Origin of the sequence: Marinifaba aquimaris, assembly GCF_013328345.1 — a bacterium.
GTDB lineage: Bacteria > Pseudomonadota > Gammaproteobacteria > Enterobacterales > Alteromonadaceae > Marinifaba > Marinifaba aquimaris.
The window spans coordinates 20505-42628 of the sequence record NZ_JABULX010000008.1 but is presented as its reverse complement, the minus strand read 5'-3'; the positions used below and the strand labels follow the sequence as shown (position 1 = coordinate 42628).

15 protein-coding genes are annotated in these 22124 nt (G+C 40.2%); 8 read left to right on the top strand and 7 right to left on the bottom strand.

The window, feature by feature from the left end; translation table 11 throughout:
• Positions 1 to 151 precede the first annotated feature (151 nt).
• A complete protein-coding gene (locus HR060_RS07225) occupies positions 152 to 1114 on the bottom strand; it encodes a diguanylate cyclase (RefSeq protein ID WP_174199625.1) in 963 nt (320 codons plus the stop codon).
• 479 nt (positions 1115 to 1593) lie between these two features.
• Between HR060_RS07225 and HR060_RS07220 the strand changes: the two genes are divergently transcribed.
• From HR060_RS07220 to HR060_RS07210, 3 genes are all read left to right on the top strand, one after another.
• The gene (locus HR060_RS07220) at positions 1594 to 3279 is read left to right on the top strand and encodes an NAD-dependent malic enzyme (protein ID WP_174199624.1); all 1686 of its coding nucleotides are present in this window, start codon (positions 1594 to 1596) and stop codon (positions 3277 to 3279) included.
• A 131-nt stretch (positions 3280 to 3410) separates the two neighbouring features.
• Positions 3411 to 4361, top strand: coding sequence for a sensor histidine kinase (locus tag HR060_RS07215; protein WP_174199623.1), 951 nt, complete (start codon positions 3411 to 3413; stop codon positions 4359 to 4361).
• On the top strand, positions 4362 to 4916 hold the full coding sequence (locus HR060_RS07210; protein WP_174199622.1) for a heme NO-binding domain-containing protein: 555 nt from the start codon (positions 4362 to 4364) through the stop codon (positions 4914 to 4916).
• An 83-nt stretch (positions 4917 to 4999) separates the two neighbouring features.
• Here HR060_RS07210 and HR060_RS07205 read toward each other — a convergent pair whose 3' ends face one another.
• From HR060_RS07205 to HR060_RS07195, 3 genes are all read right to left on the bottom strand, one after another.
• On the bottom strand, positions 5000 to 6850 hold the full coding sequence (locus tag HR060_RS07205; protein ID WP_174199621.1) for a cellulose-binding domain-containing protein: 1851 nt from the start codon (positions 6848 to 6850) through the stop codon (positions 5000 to 5002).
• Between the two features lie 174 nt (positions 6851 to 7024).
• A complete protein-coding gene (locus HR060_RS07200) occupies positions 7025 to 8872 on the bottom strand; it encodes a cellulose-binding domain-containing protein (RefSeq protein WP_174199620.1) in 1848 nt (615 codons plus the stop codon).
• A 349-nt stretch (positions 8873 to 9221) separates the two neighbouring features.
• Positions 9222 to 9605, bottom strand: coding sequence for a Rid family hydrolase (locus HR060_RS07195; RefSeq protein WP_174199619.1), 384 nt, complete (start codon positions 9603 to 9605; stop codon positions 9222 to 9224).
• A gap of 343 nt (positions 9606 to 9948) precedes the next feature.
• Between HR060_RS07195 and HR060_RS07190 the strand changes: the two genes are divergently transcribed.
• Entirely contained in the window at positions 9949 to 11487 is a 1539-nt protein-coding gene (locus HR060_RS07190) for an HD domain-containing phosphohydrolase (RefSeq protein ID WP_217434887.1), read from the top strand.
• Between the two features lie 45 nt (positions 11488 to 11532).
• Here the strand turns inward: HR060_RS07190 and HR060_RS07185 are convergent, their stop codons facing one another.
• Positions 11533 to 12678 carry a chorismate mutase gene (locus HR060_RS07185; RefSeq protein ID WP_174199618.1) on the bottom strand — a complete coding sequence of 382 codons (1146 nt, stop codon included), beginning with the start codon at positions 12676 to 12678 and terminating at the stop codon, positions 11533 to 11535.
• Between the two features lie 207 nt (positions 12679 to 12885).
• Between HR060_RS07185 and HR060_RS07180 the strand changes: the two genes are divergently transcribed.
• The 3 genes from HR060_RS07180 (at position 12886) to HR060_RS07170 (ending at position 16827) form a co-directional block, all read left to right on the top strand.
• On the top strand, positions 12886 to 15021 hold the full coding sequence (locus tag HR060_RS07180) for a TonB-dependent receptor plug domain-containing protein (protein ID WP_174199617.1): 2136 nt from the start codon (positions 12886 to 12888) through the stop codon (positions 15019 to 15021).
• A gap of 119 nt (positions 15022 to 15140) precedes the next feature.
• Complete coding sequence (locus HR060_RS07175; protein ID WP_174199616.1) at positions 15141 to 16028, top strand: citrate synthase family protein; 888 nt, start codon at positions 15141 to 15143, stop codon at positions 16026 to 16028.
• Entirely contained in the window at positions 16018 to 16827 is an 810-nt protein-coding gene (locus tag HR060_RS07170) for a citrate synthase family protein (RefSeq protein ID WP_174199615.1), read from the top strand. Before HR060_RS07175 ends, HR060_RS07170 begins: the two co-directional genes overlap by 11 nt.
• 66 nt (positions 16828 to 16893) lie before the next feature.
• Here the strand turns inward: HR060_RS07170 and HR060_RS07165 are convergent, their stop codons facing one another.
• Positions 16894 to 18705 carry a thiamine pyrophosphate-binding protein gene (locus HR060_RS07165; protein WP_174199614.1) on the bottom strand — a complete coding sequence of 604 codons (1812 nt, stop codon included), beginning with the start codon at positions 18703 to 18705 and terminating at the stop codon, positions 16894 to 16896.
• 184 nt (positions 18706 to 18889) lie between these two features.
• On the opposite strand from HR060_RS07165, the gene HR060_RS07160 reads away from it, so the two are divergent.
• Positions 18890 to 20833, top strand: coding sequence for a YfiR/HmsC family protein (locus HR060_RS07160; RefSeq protein ID WP_174199613.1), 1944 nt, complete (start codon positions 18890 to 18892; stop codon positions 20831 to 20833).
• 335 nt (positions 20834 to 21168) lie between these two features.
• Here the strand turns inward: HR060_RS07160 and HR060_RS07155 are convergent, their stop codons facing one another.
• Positions 21169 to 22074 (bottom strand): LysR substrate-binding domain-containing protein, encoded by a 906-nt coding sequence (locus HR060_RS07155; protein ID WP_174199612.1) that lies wholly within the window; start codon positions 22072 to 22074, stop codon positions 21169 to 21171.
• Positions 22075 to 22124: the final 50 nt, after the last annotated feature.

Below are 22124 nucleotides of genomic sequence, written 5' to 3'. Positions count from 1 at the left end.
GAGCATCGCTCAATGACACAGCATAATGATCAAAAGCTCGATATGATGTGTACAGCTTAACGCGAGTTAGGTTAGAACTTGACACATACCCAAAGTTGTTTGTTCCAAGCAGTCTCCCCTGACTGCTTTTTTTTTGCCTGACATTTATCTATCAATGAGAAACAATTACTTGGTTTCTTCCCTGCTTTTTAGCTAAGTAAACAGCGTTATCTGCTCGTTCTATCGAAGCGTTAATATCAACATCTGCTTTTTCAACTTCCGCTATACCAATACTCGCAGTTAATTTAATTCGGTAATCTTGGTAAGTGATTTTGTGCTTGGCCGTTTGCGAACGCAACCTTTGAGCGACTCTAAAAGCAGAATCACAGTTGGTTTCAGGTAATAAAATAACAAACTCTTCTCCGCCAAAGCGGGCGACAATATCGTAATCTCGAAAAAGCCCTTGAGTCAGTTCAGCAAACGCTTTAAGGACTAAATCACCTGCAGCATGGCCATAGGTATCGTTAATGCTCTTGAAGTTATCTAAATCGATCATTAGCACGGTAAAAGAGGCAGATAAACGTTTAAACCGCAAAAACTCTTTTTCTGCACCTTCAAAAAAGCAGCGTCTGTTTTTAAGCCCTGTCAGTGGGTCAGACGAAGCAAGTTCAGCGAGTTCCTCTTTGATAGCCAATAACTCTCGTTCTCTGACTTCTTGCTGATGGATATGCTCTTTTAAAGCCAAAGTATTGCGGTATAAATCAATATGAGTTTTGACTCTGCTTTTAACCACAACGGGCTCTATTGGCTTAGTAATGTAGTCAACGGCGCCTACTTCAAACCCTTTCTTTTCATCTTTTGTTTCTTTTTTGGACGTGACAAAAATAATCGGCACATCTGCTGTTTTGTCCATGCTTTTTAGCTGACAACAAACTTGATAACCATCACAATCAGGCATCACAATATCGAGCAATATCAGATCTGGTGCGATATCTTTGTCGAGTAAGGTCATCAATTGCGCTTGCGAGGTGGCACCTAATACTGTGTATTCTGGTGTTAAGGCAGCGATTAAAATGCTGATATTTTCCGGCAAATCATCGACAACTATGATGGTTTTCTTTTGCTCAGCTGACATGGGAACTACAACCTGTACTGCTAACGGGGGTGAACTGATGCTATTTTGAGCGCCAGATTAATAAAATATAGATAATAAAAGCTATTCTGAGAAGCTTCTAAGGCAGACTAATAGGTATTTATTACAAGTATTTTAGTTTGAGATGGATCTTTGCAGGGCTTGAACAGGCCCGCTCTTTTGTGTTGTAAATTCAATTATACAAAAAGAATAAAATATACTGCTTTGTCTTCAATAAGTTACAAATCGTTAATTTTACAAAACATTAATTAACGCTTAATCCAAACATCAAAAAAAAATAGCAAGCTATACTTAGCCTCAATGCTATGCCTTCAATAAAAGCTACTTGATTGGCTACTAATAACAAAACGAATTGCGAGTATCTCGCTCGGCTCAAGCAGTGCTAATTGTTCACCCTAAGCGGTTGAACAAATCGATCTATTTTAATTGTCCTTACACAAGACACTCAATTAGGCACAAAAATGACAACTAAAAGACAGCTGTATATTCCCTATTCCGGCCCTTCTTTAATAGAGACTCCCCTGCTAAATAAAGGCAGTGCATTCAGCGAACAAGAACGTAAAACGTTTAATCTGCTTGGCTTGATCCCTCCTCGCTATGAAACCATTGAAGAGCAAGTCGATCGCGCATACATGCAGTATTCAAGTTTTGATACCAGTATCCACAAGCACATTTATCTCAGAGCGATTCAAGATAACAACGAGACTTTATTCTATCGCCTAGTACAAGATCACCTAGAAGAAATGATCCCTATCATTTACACCCCTACGGTGGGAGATGCTTGTGAGCAGTTTTCTGATATCTACCGCAACTCGCGTGGTTTGTTTATCTCATATTCAGAGCGCGATTCAATAGACGATATTTTACGAAACGCGACCAAGCGCAAAGTTAAAATCATTGTCGTAACAGACGGTGAGCGTATTTTAGGACTTGGCGATCAAGGTATAGGTGGAATGGGGATTTCGATAGGTAAACTGTCCCTGTATACCGCCTGTGCGGGTATCAGCCCTGCATACTGTCTACCTGTGATGTTAGATGTAGGCACGAATAACGAACAACTCCTAACAGACCCAATGTACATGGGGGCTAAGCACAAACGTATTTCTGGTGACGAATATAACGAGTTTGTCGATATGTTTATGCGCGCCGCAAAAGACCGTTGGCCAGATGTCATGATCCAATTTGAAGATTTTGCTCAAGCCAATGCCATGCCATTATTAAAGCGATATCAAGGTAAATACTGCTGTTTTAACGATGATATTCAAGGTACGGCTGCCGTTACCGTCGGCACATTAATGGCGGCATGCCGTTGTCAGGGCCGGGAGTTAAAACAGCAGAAAGTCGTCATTGTAGGAGCAGGCTCAGCCGGTTGTGGTATTGCCGAACAGATTATTAGTCAGATGGTTTCAGAGGGTTTGACAGAAGCACAAGCTAGGCAACAAATCTTTATGGTTGATCAACACGGTTTATTAACCGAAGGCATGCAAGGACTAAGAGACTTCCAGCAAAAGCTGACCCAAAAGCCAGAAGACATTCAAGATTGGAATTTCAGTGGCGATTATGCTGCATTACTCGATGTGATCAACTGTGCCCAGCCACAGATAATCATAGGTGTATCCGGTCAAAAAGGGTTATTCACCGAACAAGTCATTCGCACCATGTATAAATACTGCGACAAACCTATTGTCTTTCCTTTGAGTAACCCTACAAAACAAATTGAAGCTCATCCAGAAAAAGTGATTGAATGGACTGATGGAAACGCCATTATTGCAACGGGCAGCCCATTTGAGCCAATAGAGTATCAAGGCAAAACCTTCCAAATACCTCAGTGTAATAACAGTTATATTTTCCCTGGAGTTGGTTTAGGGGTATTAGCAGTTAAAGCGAAAAAAATCAGCGAAGAAATGCTCATGGCTGCGAGTAAAACACTCGCAGACGAATCACCTATGGCCAATGATGGCTCACCACATTTACTACCTGAGCTTAATCAAATTAGTACCTTGAGTAAAAAAATTGCATTTAAGATTGGTAAAGTTGCACAAGCGCAATCACTAGCACTCGAAATCAGTGACGACGATCTCAATAAATGGATCAACAAAAACTTTTGGTCGCCTGAATATCGTCAGTACAAATTTGTTAGCTACTAAAATAGCTAAAACGCTCTTACAAAAAAGCACTACTTTTCGTAGTGCTTTTTTATTTATAAATCGCTAACAGCTTGAATAAAGCTCCCCTGGCAACCATACTTTTTCCAGACACCGATTGAATGACTCCTCGCATGGATGAATCTGATTTAATTAAACAAATTAACTTACTAAAAAGAAAACTGGCTCGCGAACAAGGCGGGCGAGAACATGCAGAGCAATTACTTGAATCTAAGGCTCGAGAGCTTTATCAACTGAATCAAAAGCTAACTGACGCGTTAGCTTCATTAAAAAACCATGAAGTGCAATTAATTCAACAGGAAAAGCTAGCCTCGATAGGTCTACTCGCCGCAGGGGTCGCTCATGAAATCAATACACCCGCAGGCTACGTAGTCAGTAATTTAAATACTTTAAACAACTATATTGAAAGTATTGAGCAATGCCATCAAACACTGGATAATCAGGAACAATTTAAACGTTCGCAATACCACAACCTAATAGAAGAGCACGATCTCAATTTCATCTTAGAAGATATGCCAGCGTTAATAAGTACAACACTTAAAGGTATGCAAAAAATTACCAGTATTGTTGGTGATTTAAAGGCATATTCACGAGAAGGCAGTGAAGAGTTTGATTATGTTTGTGTTGATGAGCTGTTAATTGAAACACTCAACTTGACTGCAAACCAACTCAAGTACCATGTTGTAGTTGAAACAGACTTTAATTGTCCTAACGATTTTTACGCCGATGCCACCAAACTCAGCCAAGTTTTTCTGAACCTTATCATCAATGCAGGTCAAGCTATTAAAGAAAAAGGGCGACTTATTATTCGCTCAAAAGAGTTTGCCCAACATATAGAAATTAGCTTTGAAGATGATGGCTCAGGAATGGATAAAGCCACGGCTTTAAAATTATTTGATCCTTTTTTTACGACCAAACCCGTTGGAGTAGGCACAGGTATCGGGCTTTACATTTGCAACGATATCGTTAAAAAGCACCAGGGCGAAATAAAAGTACATAGTGAGATAGGTAGAGGTTCAACCTTTATTGTCGTTTTACCAAAATGCGAACCACAGGAGAGTTAAATGAAGGGACACATTTTTAACCTGCTCGAAGATTTCATCAGCCAAGTCAGTGACGAAGACACCTTGTATGAAATCCTCGACCAATGTTCTTTTGATACCAGCAGTAGTTTTGTTAGAACCGAAAATTATCCAGATGAGCACCTACTAGAAATCGTCAATCACACCATTGCCAAACTGGGGATTACAATGGAAACCGCACAGTTTGAGTTTGGAAAATGGTTATACCCGAAATTAATAAAATTACTGCCCAGTGAATTTACCGATTTCCCCCACCCTGCTCATGTATTAAAAAATTTAGATGAGTTACACAAAGTCGAGCTGACTAAACTCTACCCAGATGCCAAGCCGCCAACGTTCCAATATGAAGTCGTTAATGAAACCCAAGCCTGTTTATATTATTGCTCGCCAAGAAGAATGTTTGACTTAGTGAATGGGGTTTTACAAGGTATGGCAGAACATTACGACGTGGGAATCCAAACCAAGGTTATTGCTAATTGGCAAGGCGATGAAAATAGAGCTCGCTTTGAACTCACATACAATCAGGCCCCCCATTAACAGAAAAAGGGGAAGTATCAGTAACTTTCCCCTTTTGTATTATCTAACTATTTTCTTTATCTGTTCGATAAGAACTCAATCCCTTAATTGCAATCTTCGACCTTGACCCAAGCCCCCCAATGTTGATCACTTGGTGCGACATCAACCGTCCATTTGGCCTGCCATATCTGAGCTTGGTAGCTAACCTTATCGCCATAATTGTAAGTTTGACCACTCTGGTAAGCAGGCTCATTACAAGTATTTACAGGCTCTACTGGCAAATTGGTTAACACGACAATAATCGGGTCATCAATTGCAGTGGTGATAGATAGCGTTTTACCGACTTGCTCAAATGAGCTGCCAAGACTGCCCGATACGTGTTTTACTTTTTTATCAATATCCATTTTTAAGGTGACAGGTAAACTACCAGCGTGACAGTTGTTTATTCCGGTATTAAATTCAATCAAATAACCATAGGGAATAGCCTTTACTTCTGCCTGACATTCATCTCTTAAATTGCGGTACTTAATAATGTTTTCCGGGGTATCGAGCCAAACTTCACCGTTATCGACTTTTGTTTTTAAGTAATCTAAAAACGTTTGATAATCTGCAAGCGGTACACTGTGATATGAACCATCATTAACACCGTGGAAGTACTGCAAACCGAAGCCGCCAGAAGCAATAGTGTCATCTAAGTAGCTAGTAATTTTTGCAGCGCCGTCATGCGCTTGGTTATAAGGGCTCCAATCATCGTCGTACAAGTTACCTAGAATGCGATAATTATCAGCAAAGTCAGCCGCATTAATTCCATGACTTTGACTAAATTGGCCATCGACAAAGCTAGGTGCCCGCAAACTACTTATTCCTAGGTACTTTTGCATGTAATGATCACTTTCAGAACGCCAGATACCATATGGAATACCAAACATACTAGGCACATAACCCGTGTTATCAGCAATCGCCATATTGCTCTGATGGATTTGCTCTTGGTCATTCCAATTCGTTGTTAAATTCTGATCCCAAGGCGGTGCATCATTAAAAGCATGGGTCATCGAGTGATTGAAAATACTAAAGCCAGCATCAACAAAATCTTTTGCCTGTTGCCATTCTTGCTCGGTACAACTTCCAGCAACTACACCAATCGATGTAGTTAAGCCGCGCTCACTCACTTCAGGGTAAACGTGCTCTAAAATCCCCGGAGCAATACCACCACACCAGTCATCGTGCTGCATTGCATAGGCAGCAGGTGCATCATTTCGCCAAGTCGCAATACTAACTTGGGGTATTTCAGTTTCAAACATTACATCATTGAGTTCTGCTACTTCGGGTAAGGGTACAAAATCATAATCGTATTTAACCCAATCAAGGCAAGTGGCGACTAAACCTACAAAGCCATCTTCATCGACATAACTCATAGAAGCGCTAAAACTATCGAAGTAGCAATCACTTACGCTATAAGTTAGCATAAGACTGACATCATCTTCAGGTTGCCACTCCATGGTATCTGCAATATCAGCACATTCAGGCGCATTGAAATTAGAATAATAGTCTTTGACCGTGCAAATAGGGAAAAACCTATCTTTCATTAGTGCAGGAGAGAAAGAATAAATACCGTTGACGTCACTGCTGGTGTACTTATATCCAATCCACTCTTTACCATCATCAAGAACGGTCGAATTGGGGTCGATTGGTTTATCAATGCAGCTCATCAAGCCGACATTACTCCAGCTGTTATCTTCAGCGGATGGCTCAGAATTAGTCCACCAATTTGCTTGCCATATAATGCCATTGTGAACTAATTGGTCACCTTTATCTGCATGACTTGGTTGGCCATCCCAGGTTAACTGTGGAAAGTCTGGGTAGTAATTAAAATCAGAACACTGGGCTGCAAATGCAGATGATGTTGCACAAGTAGCAAGCGCAACTGCAGCTGCTATTTTAGAAATATGGGTCATAGTCGTTATCTCTTTTATTTTGTATGACACGTGTTGAACGAACCTGTCGACAGCTTTTATTTTTGTATGAGTAAAGCTTGGGGGTACTTGCAAAAATAGAATAAAGGGGCAAAAAATTACCCCTTTTTATCTCTATTTAAATAGCAAGAAATTAACCTTAGTAAGTTAATGAGGTTATTGGCACTCAGTGACCTTACTCCATGCTCCCCAATGTGAGTCACTAGGAGAGATGTCGATAGTCCAGTTTGCTTGCCAATTTTGACCGAGGTAGTTAACACGATCGCCCCAGTTATAGGTTTTTCCGGGCTCATAAGCTGGGTTCAAACAACCGTCTAGAGAATCAGCCGGTGTGTTGTGTAATATAACGACAATCGGCCTATTGACGGGCGTTGTCATAGTGACCACATCATCTGTTTGCTCAAAACTGATGTTTTCATTCAACGAGGTGATTTTGGCAACTTTTTTATGTACTTTCATATTTAATGTTAGCGGTAAGTCCCCCGTATGGCAGCCGCGATTAATATTAGTATCAAAGTCTATTACATAGCCAAAAGGTATCGCAGTAATCTCTGCTTGGCAGTTATCCTTCACCGTCAGGTATTTAATAATATTTTCAGGCGTATCTAACCAAACTTCGTTGTTATCCACTTTTACTTTTAAGTAATCGAGGAACGTTTGATAATCCGCTAATGGTACACTGTGGTATGAATTGTCATTAACACCATGGAAATACTGTAAACCAAAGCCACCTTGAGCAATGGTTTCGTCTAAGTAGCTAGTGATCTTAGCCGCACCTTCATTATTGAGGTTATACGGGCTCCACTGATCATCATATAAATTACCTAAAACACGGTAATTATCGAAGTTATCTGCAGCGTTAATCCCATTACTTACATTGAACTCACCATCAACAAAAGTTGGTGCACGCAAACCTGTGATACCTATATATTGCTTAACATAGTCATCGCTCTTGCTACTCCAAATACCATATGGAATTCCAAATACACTCGGCACAAAACCAGTATTCTGCTTTATCAGCATATTGGTTTGATGAATTTCTTCGGTGTCATCCCAAGTGATAGCCGCATCAGGATCCCAAGATGGTGCATCGTTAAAGCCATGTGTCATCGAATGGTTAAAAATACTAAACCCAGCATCAACAAAGTCTTTAGCCTGTTGCCACTCTTCAACAGAACAATTACCGGCCACTACACCAACTGAAGTCGTAAGGCCACGCTGGCTCACTTCAGGGTATACGTGCTCTAAAATACCAGGCGCAATACCGCCACACCAATCGTCGTGCTGCATGGCATAGGCCGCTGGTGCATTATTTTGCCATGTCGCAATGCTTATCTCTGGTAATGTAGTTTCAAATACAGTCTGCGTAAGATCTTCAATATCGGATAAACCTGTCACTGCAAATTCTTCAACCCTCCAATCTGAGCATAATTCGGTAATATGAATAAAACCGCCCTCTAGAACGTGGTTATAAGTCAGCGTAGGGTCATTAAAAAGCTCACATATATCAGTGTAATTCTTTAATGAAAGGTCAATTTGAGCGCCATCGGGCCAGACAATCTCATCTGTACATTGTGGAATTTCTGGATTAACAAAATCGTTTACTGCGCAAATAGCATGGTCACCGTCTTGCACGATAGCTGGTTTAAACCTATAAAAACGCTTCAAATCTCGTGGTGTGAATTTCTGTATAATCCAGTGACTGCCGTCAAATAAAGCAGTGCCGTTAGGCTTTACTGGGTCTTTTGCACAGTCCAAAGGACCTAAGTTTTGCCAGCTACTGTTATTATCACTAGGTTCAGAGTTAGTCCACCAATTGGCTTGCCAAATGATATCGTTGTGAATGATTTGATCACCCGTATTCGCATGACTTGGCGAGCCATCCCAAGCGAGTTGAGGGAAATCTGGGTAGGTATTAATATCCGGGCAATTAGCCCCCCAAACGGCTTGAGTTGAACACAAAGCTAAAGCGATAGCTGATGCGATTTTAGATGTGCGAGTCATAGTGCTCTCTTTTTATTTTGTTATACGTTTTTTATGACCGAGCCAAAAACCTGTTGGCTCATTCCATTCGCTTGAACCACCTAATGCGTTATCCCTAACTGAGGCTACAACAAAAATCCGCGCTCTTTAAAACACACTAAACAAACAAATCGATAACAATAAAAGCACCTGATTAACAAAAGATCAACAAATATAATTAAAATTTATTAATAATAAAAATGATTAAATTAACAACAAATTAATTTTTGGCTACAGCGCTAAAAATATCTAAATTCAATAACTTAGTTACCAGAGCCTGCAGCTAACTCAAATTCTATTTCGAGTATATGTTGCTCAGCAAACAACCTTTCTACTTGCACCCAGGTAGCAGCTGGGTACAAACTTTTTTTGTAAAAACCAACCTAACATCTTTTGTTTGTTTAAAAGCTTCGATATCGGTTGTAAACACTCTTTCCATGACCACATTTTCTGGTGTTAAGTTATATTCTGTTAGTATTTCAGATAATGTTCCATAGATATGTGTAAGGTGCTGCGACATGTTAGTACCCTCACCGGTTAAGCCAGATAATAAAAGTCGATCACCTATTTTAACCACTTGAGTATAACCCCAACCTTGCTCCCAGTTTCCAAAGTGCTTTCGTTCGATAAACGCTGTCTCAGTCGCGGTCGGTACCACGCTAGAACAAGCGGATAGTCCTAATGCCAACACTGCAATAACAAGCTGTTTTTTCATCTTTAAACCTTAATTTTTATTAATATAAAAAAATTTAGCGCTTAGCTTAAAGGTGCGAGGGAATGCTGCGATAAACCAACCATAACTAGAGATAAGTAATCAGCTCTCTCAATCTCGGTAAGTAGGTTAATTTTAGTAAAAAAGGTCGAAAATTTAATGAATTAGCTATAATTTTACTTGACAGTTAAAGGGTATGAAGCGGAATATTTAGCTTGTATACATTTTTAAAATCCCCTTTTATATATAGTTTATTAATTGTGTTAAGTTGTTGATAGCGGATAACATTAAGTTGTGAAAACAATGCATTTTTTAGCAGCTAAGTGAGGCTTTTTTGGATAGTAATATGGACATACTTGATGACGACTTCAGTGATTTTTATGATGAAGAACCCAAAACACTTAGTCCGCAAAAAGCACCTTGGCATGTCCTCGTTGTAGATGATGATGAAGACATACACCATTCAACGCAAATAGCATTAAAGACGTTTGAATTTGAAGAGCGAAAAATCCAGATAACCAGTGCTTTTTCAGCCCAACAAGCACTTGAGATATTAACCGAGAATAATCACTTTGCTCTGGTATTTATCGACGTAGTCATGGAATCTGATGATGCTGGTTTGGAACTGGTTAAAACAATCCGAGATGTGTTAAACAACAAAACATCACGTTTAATATTAAGAACGGGGCAACCTGGATTTGCGCCAGAAGATGAAGTCATCCGCAATTACGATATCAACGATTATCGAAATAAAACTGAGCTCACGGCCAGTAAACTAAAAAACAGCTGTTACACCGCATTGCGATCTTACAGAGACTTATGCGATTTAGAACGTAATAAAAACGGTTTAGCTCAAGTCATTGCCGCAACCAATAAATTTCAAGAAGCCTCTTCACATCACGAGTTTTCATCAAACCTATTCGCGCATGTCAGAGGCGTTGCCCAAGTCGATGATAGTGATATCTACTGCTGTATTGTTCATAACACAGGTTTGGGCAATGACACTCAGTTCAAAATTTTAGCCGTCACAAATACTGATAAACTACAAGAGCTTGATTACCAGCAACTACCCGAAAATGTTAAAGATGCATACCAACAAGCAATGGATAGTCAACAATCTATCCGCAATGATGAAAGTTTTGTTGGGTATTTCAAAACCAAAAGCGGTACTCAAAACCTGATGTATGTCAGTTCGCCAAAACCACTGAGTATCGTCGAGCACAATCTTTTGGAACACTTTTCTAATAGTGTCGCGGTTTCATATGAAAATATGAGTTTGCGTTTAACCGTACAAGAGTCGCAAAAAGAGATCTCCTACATCTTAGGCGAAGCGGTAGAAAAACGTTCTCAAGAAACAGGAAGCCATGTTAGACGAGTAGCACATTACTGCTATATTTTGTCGCAAAAACTAGGATTGCCCGCCCTTTTTTCTAACCATCTAAAAGCGGCAGCGCCACTTCACGATATAGGAAAAATAGCCATACCAGATTTGATCTTAAACAAACCAGGTAAACTGACTCCGGAAGAATGGGAAGTGATGAAAACCCACGCTACTCATGGCGCAGAAATATTAAATAAATCAAATAACCAAGTACTTAAAGTTGGCGCTATCGTAGCTGGGCAACACCATGAAAAGTGGGATGGAACGGGCTATCCAAACGGCTTAAAAGGCGAAGAAATTCATATCGCGGGCAGAATCACCGCTCTTGCGGATGTCTTTGATGCTTTAAGTCATGAGCGTTGTTATAAACAGGCATGGCCAGAGCAAAAGGTGCTCGCATTTATAACAGAACAAAAAGGCAAACACTTTGACCCACACTTGGTTGAGTTATTATTTGAAAATATTGAGCTATTCAGAGAAGTAAAAGCGCGCTTCCCCGATTAAGCGCGCTACTTCCTTTATCGCGACTAAAAACGCCAGCCAATAATATTAACCTAGCATATCCTGGGTATCGTTAAGCGGTTGTAATCGACTTAGCCTGTTACTCTCATCGTCAAATTTATCGGCATACTCACCAAACCAAGCTTGGATATCTGTGATCAACTTCTCGAGCTGTTCTCGCTCGCCATTCTCAAGCAGGCTAACGAGCCTTGCCATCTCTTGCTCGCAAGATTTGAAAAACGCTATCGCATCTGGGGTCATTAAGGTATCAAGCTTAAGTTGTTTAGATTTTGAAAAATACTGCCCCATTAATACCAGTTGTAGCCGGTAATGTGGACCTGTGGTATTTAAGAGCTGTTCTAAATCAACACCTTGTGTCATAAGCTTCATGGCGTGAAACAACACAGTAAATTGATTCAGTACGCTTTTACTCAGCATCAACTGATCGTGCTCAGTTGTTGGTGCGTGAATGGTGGTTAGTCCCCACATTTTCAATTGTTCTACTAGCCAAACATATCGAGTCGGCATATTGCCGTGGCAAATGAAGACCACTTCTTTTGTAATAGCTTTACTCGAAGCGGAGAACATAGGGTTTAACCCTACACTCGGCCCTAGGTATCGCTCGGTTAAATAACTCATCGAATCCGTATCAACCTGATCAACATTGACAATTAATGTATCGGTTCGCAGTTTGTAGTCAGTTACCAAGGTATCTAACGTCGATTTAAGTGAGTCGGTAATAAAGATGGCTGAGCACTGCTCAAGTTCGCTTGGTAACAATTGTGTTATAGCGTTAATCGTTAAACACTGGTAACCACTACGTGAGAGTAGATCGCTAAACAAGGTACCCATAGGCTGACTATCGCCAATAAAGAGGAGCTGCTTTATAGCTTCACCTTTTTGTACTTTTTGATGAGAAGTACAGCTTAAATGATAAGCATCAAATAAAACCAAACGAAAGACATCAACAATTAAATCTTTACATAGCTTGTGTTCATCAGCCATCTCTCCACGCCAAGTCAATATGGCCTCTTCAATTGCAGGGGTAAACACTTTAGCCTGCTGCTGCGATTTAAATTTAACGATATCATCGGTTATCTTTTTCCGCTTACTTAATAGTTGAATGATATCTCTATCTATATCTTCCAACTGCCCGCGTAAACCTTTTAAATCTTCTTGAAAAATATCAACCACAAAAGCATCCCAAATTTAGCTTCGCTCATATATTTATAAACTAATTATTAAAAAAAACTAATTATTTACCCAAGTTAGTCTATGTTTAGTTATGCTTGATATTAGAATGTTCATTAAAAACATAGATTATTGAATATAATAAAAAAATAATTAAATAATGACCCTTAAAAGCCCCTTAAAAATAATAAAAAGGAAGTTAATCCTAGTATGAAAACTCGAACGTTAGCACTCGTATTTCTAGGCACATTTTCGAGTTGGGTATGGGCAGATACCACACCTAAATACAAACAACTTTTGTCCATGGACTTGGCGGATATGCTACAGGTAAAAGTGGCAACCGGTACGGCAAAACAGTTATCTGAAGCCCCTGCTGTAGTGTCGGTAATCACGGCTGCGGATATTAAAGCGACAGGTGCATTAACCCTAGCTGAAGCGGTCGAAAGAGTGCCAGGTTTACACGTGATGAAATCTGAATTTAGATTGGGCAACATGTTTGCTATTAGAGGTATTCAAAGCACCTCCACATCTCAAACATTAATGCTAATTGATGGCACCCCTATTAATGACATTTCACAGTGGAGTAACCCAGTTGCCTTTAAGTACCCCACTCACTTCATTGAACGTATTGAAATCATCCGAGGTCCAGGTTCAGCTGTTTACGGTGCCAATGCCTACAGCGGGGTGATCAATATCATCACCAAGCAGGCTTCAGCAGGTACAGCACTAAAACTCGGGGGTGAAGTGGGTTCATTTGATCACAAAGCCTTTTGGCTCATCGGCAATACGCAAATTGATAATTTAACTTTAGCTTTTTCTTACACCCGACAAGAAGAAGGAAAAGATGATGAACAAATCACTCAGTATGGTGTGCTTAATAGAAAAAGTGAGCTTAATAACATTCATCTGAATGCAGCTTATCAGGACTTCAGCCTGAAAACTTGGTATTGGGGTATAGAGCAGTACATGGGTGTTGGCGCCAGTATTTGGGGCAGTGATGTCGATATTGATAAAACTGACGCGTTCAAAAGCCAATTAGAATGGAATACCAACCTATCAGATAAATTAGAAATGAGTGCAAAACTCTCATACTTCACCACGCACAGCGATGCTTATTTTAAGCTTCTACCTGAAGATAGAGCCATTGACCCTGCTTTACCAGATGGTACTTGGATTGTGGGTGACGATGGTAATTTGTTTACTGGTGGTACCTTAATTAACTTCCCAGATGGTGCAATTGGTAACCCAAGTGGTAGAACAAAAAGCACCAGAGCCAGTGTATCTGGTGTTTACAGTATTCATAAACACCGTTTTAGAATGGAACTCGGTGGCGAAAAAACAGAGTTAACCGATATTGGAGAGATAAAGAACTTTGGACCTGGCGTACTAGATGTAGCGAGTTTACCACCAGATTTCATCCCTGTGCTTTATCAAGCGGATACCTTAGTTGATGTCACGGGTACCCCATACATCTACAGCCCCAGTTACGAGCGCGATCTTTGGTATATATCGATTCAAGATGAGTGGAAGTTCACAGACAATTGGGAGTTAACGGCGGGGATTAGGTATGACCAATATTCAGATTTTGGCTCAACGACTAATCCGAGATTAGCCCTAGTTTGGAATACCTCAGATAAATTAACCAGTAAGTTATTATATGGTTCGGCGTTTAGAGCACCTAACGTATCTGAGCTTGCTTATATCAATAACCCAGCAACCCTGGGTAACCCAGACCTAAACCCTGAGACCTTAGAAACAATAGAGCTTGCCTTTGATTATCGCCCTCACCCAAGCTTAACGGCTTTATTAAACATCTTTAATTATCAAGCAGAAGATTTAATAGTCATTGATACCCGGGGCACCAATAACAATAGGGGCACCAATAACAATATAGGTGAGCAAGATGGCCAAGGGCTAGAAGTTGAAGTAAGCTGGCAAATAAACGAGCAAGTTCAACTTACAGCGAATATGTCTTATTTAGATGCCGAGCTGCCATTAATCAACGAGGATAAAGCGCAAGTTCCCGGCTTAATGAGTTACTTGGATTTACGTTACCAGCTCACAAGCAATTGGCATTTGGCCACACAAGCTTATTTCGTTGGTGACCGCAAGCGTCAAGCAGGAGACCTGCGCAGCGAAGTGGATGATTACACTGAGATAGACTTAACCTTATCTTGGTTATCAGACACCCGTTGGCAAGCAAGATTGGGGGTGAAAAACTTATTTGATGAAACTATTAAAGAACCATCACCAAACTCAGCGCTTTTTGCTTTAGATTTAGGTTTTGCCGATGACTACCCAATGAATAGCCGAAAACTCTTCGCTGAGCTTTCCTTTGCCTTTTAATTAAAATCTAACTTGATCTAATCAATTTAACTGGCGAGCATAACGCTCGCCTTGATTCTGTATACCCTTTTTCTATTTTTAGTATCAACGTGCAATAACCAGATAAAGTAATACTGACTATGACCACAACTTCACCGCCAGCTAAATTTGCTAAAGAAGTAATTCGCCAAGAACAATACACCGAAGCAATTCCAACAAAAATCACCTTAGAAGAAGCCAGTGAACACAACCCGTTTCACACCGAAACAATGCACTTACACGGATATGAGCATTTAGACTTAGTGAATAACTGCTCATTTAGTGAAGTGATATTTTTACTGTTTAGAGGGGAATTACCCAGTAAAGCAGAACAGCAATTATTCGATAAACTGTTGACCTGTTTAATCAATTTAGGCCCAAGACACCCTGCCACACGCGCAGCCATGAATGTAGGTATCGCCAAGACAGCACTGCAACACATTTTGCCTGTCAGCTTATCGGTGGCATCGGGTAAATATAATGGCTGTGAAGATGTTTTTAACGCCATGAATTTTTTGCGAAAAAACCGTAATAAAAAACCCGCGGATGTTATTGAAAATGCCATCAGTCAGGGAAATTTTGATGCCATTGAGAACCCGAGTATTATCCCTGGTTTCGGCTCCTTATACGGTAGTGCAGATAGTTACGCAGCTAAATTAGCCAACTACCTTAAACCTTACAATACACAAGGCACTTATATGCAATTTTCCCTTGCATTAGTTGAGCAAATGAAAGCCTATGATGCAGGCTGGTTACTATCAGGTTTAACCGCTGCGGTTTTATGTGACCTTGGCTTTCATCCTCGTCAAGGGCACAGTATTTATCAAATAGCGATAGCACCAGGTTTGGCTGCGCATGGAATTGAAAAGGCGAATAGGCCAACCACAGAAATGCCTTATGTCGATGAAGAAAATTACCACATCGAACCTCAAGCGATTTGCCAATCAAGTATTAATGGCGTTGCAAACGGAGGGGCAAATGACTACTAAAACAACACATTGGCAGTACTGGCAAGCAAGGCGCAACAAAGTATTTTCAAGTCACGGGGGCTGGCAAGTCGGTGTGGGTGTACACAATTGTGGCTTTGATCAAATGAAAGACCTAGCTATCAACAAAAACTACTTTCAAGTTTTAGTTCTAAATTGTGTCGGTAAACTCCCCTCAGCTAGATTAGGAGAATGGTTAGACTCTCTCTTCACTTGCATTAGTTGGCCAGACCCACGTATTTGGTGTAACACCATGGGCTCATTAGCGGGTACGTTAAAATGCAGCATTTCTTCAGGGGTTGCATCAGGTATTTTGTCAGCCGATTCAAAAATGTTTGGCAGTGGTGATTGTGTCGAAAACTACACAGGCTTTATTCAAAGCGCGCTAAGTGCATCTCAGTCTGGTTTATCAGCACAAACGATTATCAAAAAGCACAGGGGGGATATTCCAGGCTTTGCCAGACCTTTAGCCTCAGGTGATGAACGAGTTTCGACCATGACTCAACGCGCACGCACTCTGGGCTTTGCGATAGGTGAACATGAACAGCTGATGCTAGATATCAATGCAGCATTGATGGCGAGTAAAAATGAATCGGTCAATATTGGAGGCTATTTTGCAGCATTTATGTCTGATCAAGGTTATACCCCGCTAGAATGTAGACGCATTTTAACCACTGTGGTTCACAGTGGTGTGCACGCTTGCCATGTTGAAGAACAAGACAGACCACCTTTATCTTTTATGCCCATTCGATGTGACGATATCAACTATCAAGGGGTAGAGAAGCGAAAAGTAGACAAGTAAAGAAGTAGCTAGGTTTAATTATTTCATAAAAATGGGAGCCTATGCTCCCATCCTCTGTTCATTCGCTTATTTGTAGCCCGTCGTTTTAACTTCGATTTCACCTTCACTTTCACCAGCAAGTGTTTTTACCCTTGATGCCATGGGTGGTACTTCATCCGGATCAATGCGCACATCAATCAATGTTGGCCCACATTTTGTCAAAATAGTATCAAAATCTAATTCATCTAATTGTTTAGGGTCGGTAATTTCAATGCCATCTACGCCCATACTTCTGGCTAAAGCAGCATAATTAACATTGTTTAGCTGCCAGCCAATAGATTCAGCACCAGCAAGTTGCTGACCGTGGCGAATCATTCCAAAGGCGGCATCATTTAAAATGATAAAAACGACGGGAAGGTTGTGCTCTGCGGCTACGGATATCTCTTGCGCACTCATTAAATAAGAGCCGTCACCGGTAATGCACACATGTGGCACAACCTTTAAATTGAGTTTGCCATCTAACTGTTGCTTTTGAGCAAAAGCGCCACCAATAGCCGAACCAATTGCCCAAGCCATGGTGCCGTAGCCCATAGCAATTCGATATTGCCCACGTTTACTCTTAGTCACCATGTAATGTGTACACCAGGCCCAAGCATTGCCTGTGTCGACGTAAATACGAGTATATTCTGGTAACTTATCATTTAAACAAGCCATTAAACGCTGTGGCTTAACGGGAATATCATCAGAATAACAAGCCTGCTCATTAACTAAAGAAAAATAGCTGCCAAGCGAGTTTTTCTCTTGCTGATTAAAAATCAAACCTTCATTCCAGCCACGTCCCCAATACTTTGCATCCTTAACGCTCTCAATCAGACTATTAAAGATGGCATCTAAGTGGCCGAATACATGTAATTTAGCCATAGGGGAACGCGCAAAACTTTCGATACTTTCATCAATATGGATTAGTTTTTCATTTAATATTTGCGACTCCCACATGCCAATACTCATTTCACCTAATGAAGTACCGACCGCCAAAATTAAATCAAAATCGTTATCTTGAAATAATTGTCTAGCAGATTCATGACCGGCATAGCCATAAACACCAGCGTATAGATCATCGGATTCATCGACCCAGCGTTTACCAGTTGGTGCAGCTACATAAGGCGCATTGATCATATGGGCAAATTCCGCTATCTCTTGGTAAGCTCGGCCACAGTTGTGACCTAGGAAAATAGCGACATTCTTAGCCGCGGCCAGCTCTTTACATAAAGCTTCGACTGAAGGTGCATCTTCTAATGAAATATTTTTCATCATATTAGTAATATGCACATTCGGGTCTGAGTGCCCGTAATCCGTTTGGAAAATATCGGACGGTACACTGATATGTGCTGGCCCACTTTGCTGGAAAGAAGACATGATGGCCGAGATTAACTTGCCTTCAAATTGCTCTGCATGCGATACAAATGAATTAAACCGAGTGACATGGCGAAAAATACCAACTGTATCGATAGCGGTTTCGCTGGAGTCTTGTAAAGCGCGTTTACCAAACTTAGGTAAGGCCGTTTGTGCAGTAATTACCAACATAGGAATCTTATCGACATAAGCATTGGCGACCCCAGTAATTAAGTTGGTTGCGCCTGGCCCTGTCGTCGAACAGACAACACCTAGTTTACCCGTTTCTCTGTAATAACCATCTGCCATAAATGCAGCACCACATTCATGTCGGGCCGTTATCGCCTTAATTCCCCCTCGCCTTTCAGAACGCGCTAAAGCATTATATAAAGGCTCTATCGCCCCTCCTGGTACACCAAATACGTACTCCACACCAAGTTGATGTAAATACTCCAGAATAAGGTCCGCTAAATCGTTAATATTGTGCTCGTATTCAGCTTTAGTCATCAGTTAATTGCTTAGTTTTGTATTGTAAGTTACTAATATAAATCAAAAAGAATAAATATGTTGTTATGCGATAATTATTTTCAAAAATATTTTGTTTTAATCTACACTGTATAAAATCAGGAAATGTCAAACAACAATTAAAATTAAAAACAAACAGTTCTGAGCGTTTGCATAGGGAGATTAAATGGCGCGTTTTGTAAAAGGCTGGAAGCCAGTTTTTCTAACCTTGTGTTTACTAATTTCATGCTTAACACATGCACAAAATTATACGCATGCTGACTTTAAAATTGCTTTGGTTGGTCAGTTTATAAAAAATATCGATTGGCCAAATAGCGAAGAAAACACCCCATTTCTTATTGTCGTGCCCAAAGATAGAGCCATGATGAAGGTCTTATCGGTATTAGATGGTGAAGTCATCAAAGGCAGAAAGATATCCGTCAGTTATGCAGAAAACCTGAATAACTTACCAAACTCCCAGCTTATTTATTTCTCGAAAAGTATTAATGGCGATATCGATAATGCTATCGCTTTATCTCGTGGTAAAGGCACGTTAATTGTCACAGAAAATAGCCCATCGCTGCATAACGTGATGATCAATATCATTGATAATGCAGCCATCAACGAAGAAACCTATCAACTAAAATTCCAGATCAATCGGCCAAATATGGTTTTTGAACAATTGTCGATTAAACCAGAATTAATTTTACACGGTGGAAGCGAACTAGATATTGTCGGCTTATACCGCGAAACTGAGCTAGCGATGCAGAGCTTACGTGCTCAAAACGCCCAATCTCAACAACAACTGGTGGAAAAGCAGCAAGCACTTACAACGCAGATCAACAAGCTAGATGCCATGCAAAGCGATATGACCGCTTTAAACAAAAAGTTTAAACAAACAAAAGATGCATTGTACAAACAAAATAAAATGCTAACTGATGCCACACGTAAATTAGAGCAAGTTAATTTAGATAAAAAGTCCTCGCAGATAAGCTTAGAAAAAGCCGAGCAACGACTCGCGCTGGCGACAAAAAATGTCGAAAGTAATCAGCTCAAAGTAGAAGAGCAATTGGCTTTATTAAGTAAATTAGAAATACAAGTAAAAACACAAACCAAGCGTTTAGAGTTGCAACAAAAGCAAATTCTCGACACCTCAGAACAACTCGAAGAAAAATCAATTACCGTGCAAAGCCAAGCAGAAGTGATTGATAAACAAACATGGATTATCTTAATTAGTATTATCTGTTTAGCTGTGTTTATCAGTTTAACGGCCATCATCTCTAAGCTATTTGTTAACAATAAAAAAATATCGACCGAACTTAAAAAAACACTTACTGAACTTAAAAATACGCAAAACCAATTAATAGAATCAGAGAAGCTGGCTTCTTTAGGGCAGCTGGTTGCAGGGGTAGCCCATGAAATCAATACCCCAATAGGTGTGGTAGTCACATCATCGAGTTCAATTGGCGATGATGCCAAATTGTATTTACGGTTATTAGAAGAGAAGAAGCTCAAGCGCAGTGATATGCATGAGTTTTTAAATACCCTAATCTACACCGATAAGCTGATTCAAAATAACTTAGATAGGTGTTCAAAGTTAATCCAGAACTTTAAACAAATCTCTGCTGATCAGGTCATTGCAGAGAACCGAATGATCAAACTCAAAGATTATATTGAAGATGTGATGGGGGCGTTATCAATCTTAATGAAGCGCAACAATGTTGAGTGGGAAATTATAGGTGATAACCCTGAGCACAATGTCGATCCGGGTTTGTTAAGCCAGATACTCAACAACTTAGTTAGCAATGCCATCACACATGGCTTCTTAGACCTGAATAAGGGCAAGATTACCATCCAAATCAAACACACCCTAGCGTTTGATGAAATCGATTTTATCGATAACGGCGTGGGTATGGATGAAGCAACACGATTAAAAATATTCGATCCTTTCTTTACCACTAAACGCGGTTCAGGCGGTACAGGTTTGGGCATGAATATAGTCTACAACTTAGCAACACAAAAATTAGGTGGAAAAATTGGCGTAGAGAGTAAACCAAGCCAAGGCACAACAATTAAAATCACCTTGCCCAACTCAGTTAATAAAGTACAGATGGAAAAGAAAGTCGCTTAATTGGAATTAAAGTGATTTGAAGAAAATACGACTCCCAAGTTGGAAAAAAAAAGAGTTCGTTCTAGTTTTCCATAATTGCAATTAAACCTAATCAAACACCGCTAAGTTAGCGCTTAGAAAATATAAAAATAGGGAAATTAGCCACACTGTTTATAGCTTAACAGTTTAAACTTGAGCAAAACCTTTGCCTCCACAACTTATAGCTTACGATATGAAGTGGCATTATTTTCCATATGCGGCTAAATCTTAATTAGGCTTGTGCATGTTACTAGTTCTACTGCGCACCAAATCAAAATATTTCAACAAATCACTCGGCACAATAAGGTTACTTGACACTAGTTTGAGCTCATTTCTGCTTTTAACCAATCGGTAAAAGTTTTGAGCCTTGCTATATTTCTCGCTGCTTTGTGGTAAACGAAATAGCGCTTCACCTTGTTGGGGTGAGGTATTTTCAGTGGGATAACTAACTGCTTATTATCTATGAGATGCTGGCATAAATAGGTCACACATAACGTCACACCATGATCATTTAGTACCGCATTTAATGCGACATCAGTACTGTTTACCTGGGTCCATTTTTTATGCTTTTTATCGGCGTCAATTCCTAAATTGTCGAACCACGCGCGCCATGTATAAGGACCTGAGTGCTCTAAACATACAAGCCAAGAATTCAACAGTTCCTTTGGATTCTGAGCAGCGAGGCTACTGGCAGTCTTAGGGGAGCAAACGGGGTATACTTCGTCTTCACCGAAATACTCGCATGCATACTGCTTATCCAATGATTGGGTGACGTTTTGCCCAAAGCGAATCGCCAAATCGATACCCTGCTCCTCTAAATTTTCAAACTCAGCAGAGGCTTTGATATTAATTTTGATATCTGGGTGTAACTTTGTAAAAAGATGCAGCTTTGACATCAACCATACAGACGCAAAAGCTTGCGTTGTAGTAACCGTCAACTCTCCAGCAATTTCACACTGCTGTTGTTTTTTGATTTGTTGGTTCAGCATGGAAAATGCTTCATGAGTCACCAAATACAACGCTTGCCCCTGTTCAGTAAGCAACATGGATTTGTCTTTTCGATAAAACAGTTTGTAGCCAAGTTGTGTTTCTAAATGCCGCATTTGCTGGCTCACCGCTGCTTGAGACAAGCAAAGTTCGTTAGCAGCTGCACTATAACTTTTGTGTCTTCCCGCTGATGCAAAAGTATACAAATGCTTTAGGTTCGGTAAATGCCTGAACATACACTAGTACTATAAGGTTTTCTTATAGTACTAGTGTATTAATATCGTTG

Excerpts from the sequence above, each read along its gene's own strand:
- HR060_RS07225 (WP_174199625.1), bottom strand. The coding sequence starts at position 1,114 with ATGTCAGCTGAGCAAAAGAAAACCATCATAGTTGTCGATGATTTGCCG.
- HR060_RS07220 (WP_174199624.1), top strand. The coding sequence starts at position 1,594 with ATGACAACTAAAAGACAGCTGTATATTCCCTATTCCGGCCCTTCTTTA.
- HR060_RS07215 (WP_174199623.1), top strand. The coding sequence starts at position 3,411 with ATGGATGAATCTGATTTAATTAAACAAATTAACTTACTAAAAAGAAAA.
- HR060_RS07210 (WP_174199622.1), top strand. The coding sequence starts at position 4,362 with ATGAAGGGACACATTTTTAACCTGCTCGAAGATTTCATCAGCCAAGTC.
- HR060_RS07205 (WP_174199621.1), bottom strand. The coding sequence starts at position 6,850 with ATGACCCATATTTCTAAAATAGCAGCTGCAGTTGCGCTTGCTACTTGT.
- HR060_RS07200 (WP_174199620.1), bottom strand. The coding sequence starts at position 8,872 with ATGACTCGCACATCTAAAATCGCATCAGCTATCGCTTTAGCTTTGTGT.
- HR060_RS07195 (WP_174199619.1), bottom strand. The coding sequence starts at position 9,605 with ATGAAAAAACAGCTTGTTATTGCAGTGTTGGCATTAGGACTATCCGCT.
- HR060_RS07190 (WP_217434887.1), top strand. The coding sequence starts at position 9,949 with ATGGACATACTTGATGACGACTTCAGTGATTTTTATGATGAAGAACCC.
- HR060_RS07180 (WP_174199617.1), top strand. The coding sequence starts at position 12,886 with ATGAAAACTCGAACGTTAGCACTCGTATTTCTAGGCACATTTTCGAGT.
- HR060_RS07175 (WP_174199616.1), top strand. The coding sequence starts at position 15,141 with ATGACCACAACTTCACCGCCAGCTAAATTTGCTAAAGAAGTAATTCGC.
- HR060_RS07170 (WP_174199615.1), top strand. The coding sequence starts at position 16,018 with ATGACTACTAAAACAACACATTGGCAGTACTGGCAAGCAAGGCGCAAC.
- HR060_RS07165 (WP_174199614.1), bottom strand. The coding sequence starts at position 18,705 with ATGACTAAAGCTGAATACGAGCACAATATTAACGATTTAGCGGACCTT.
- HR060_RS07160 (WP_174199613.1), top strand. The coding sequence starts at position 18,890 with ATGGCGCGTTTTGTAAAAGGCTGGAAGCCAGTTTTTCTAACCTTGTGT.
- HR060_RS07155 (WP_174199612.1), bottom strand. The coding sequence starts at position 22,074 with ATGTTCAGGCATTTACCGAACCTAAAGCATTTGTATACTTTTGCATCA.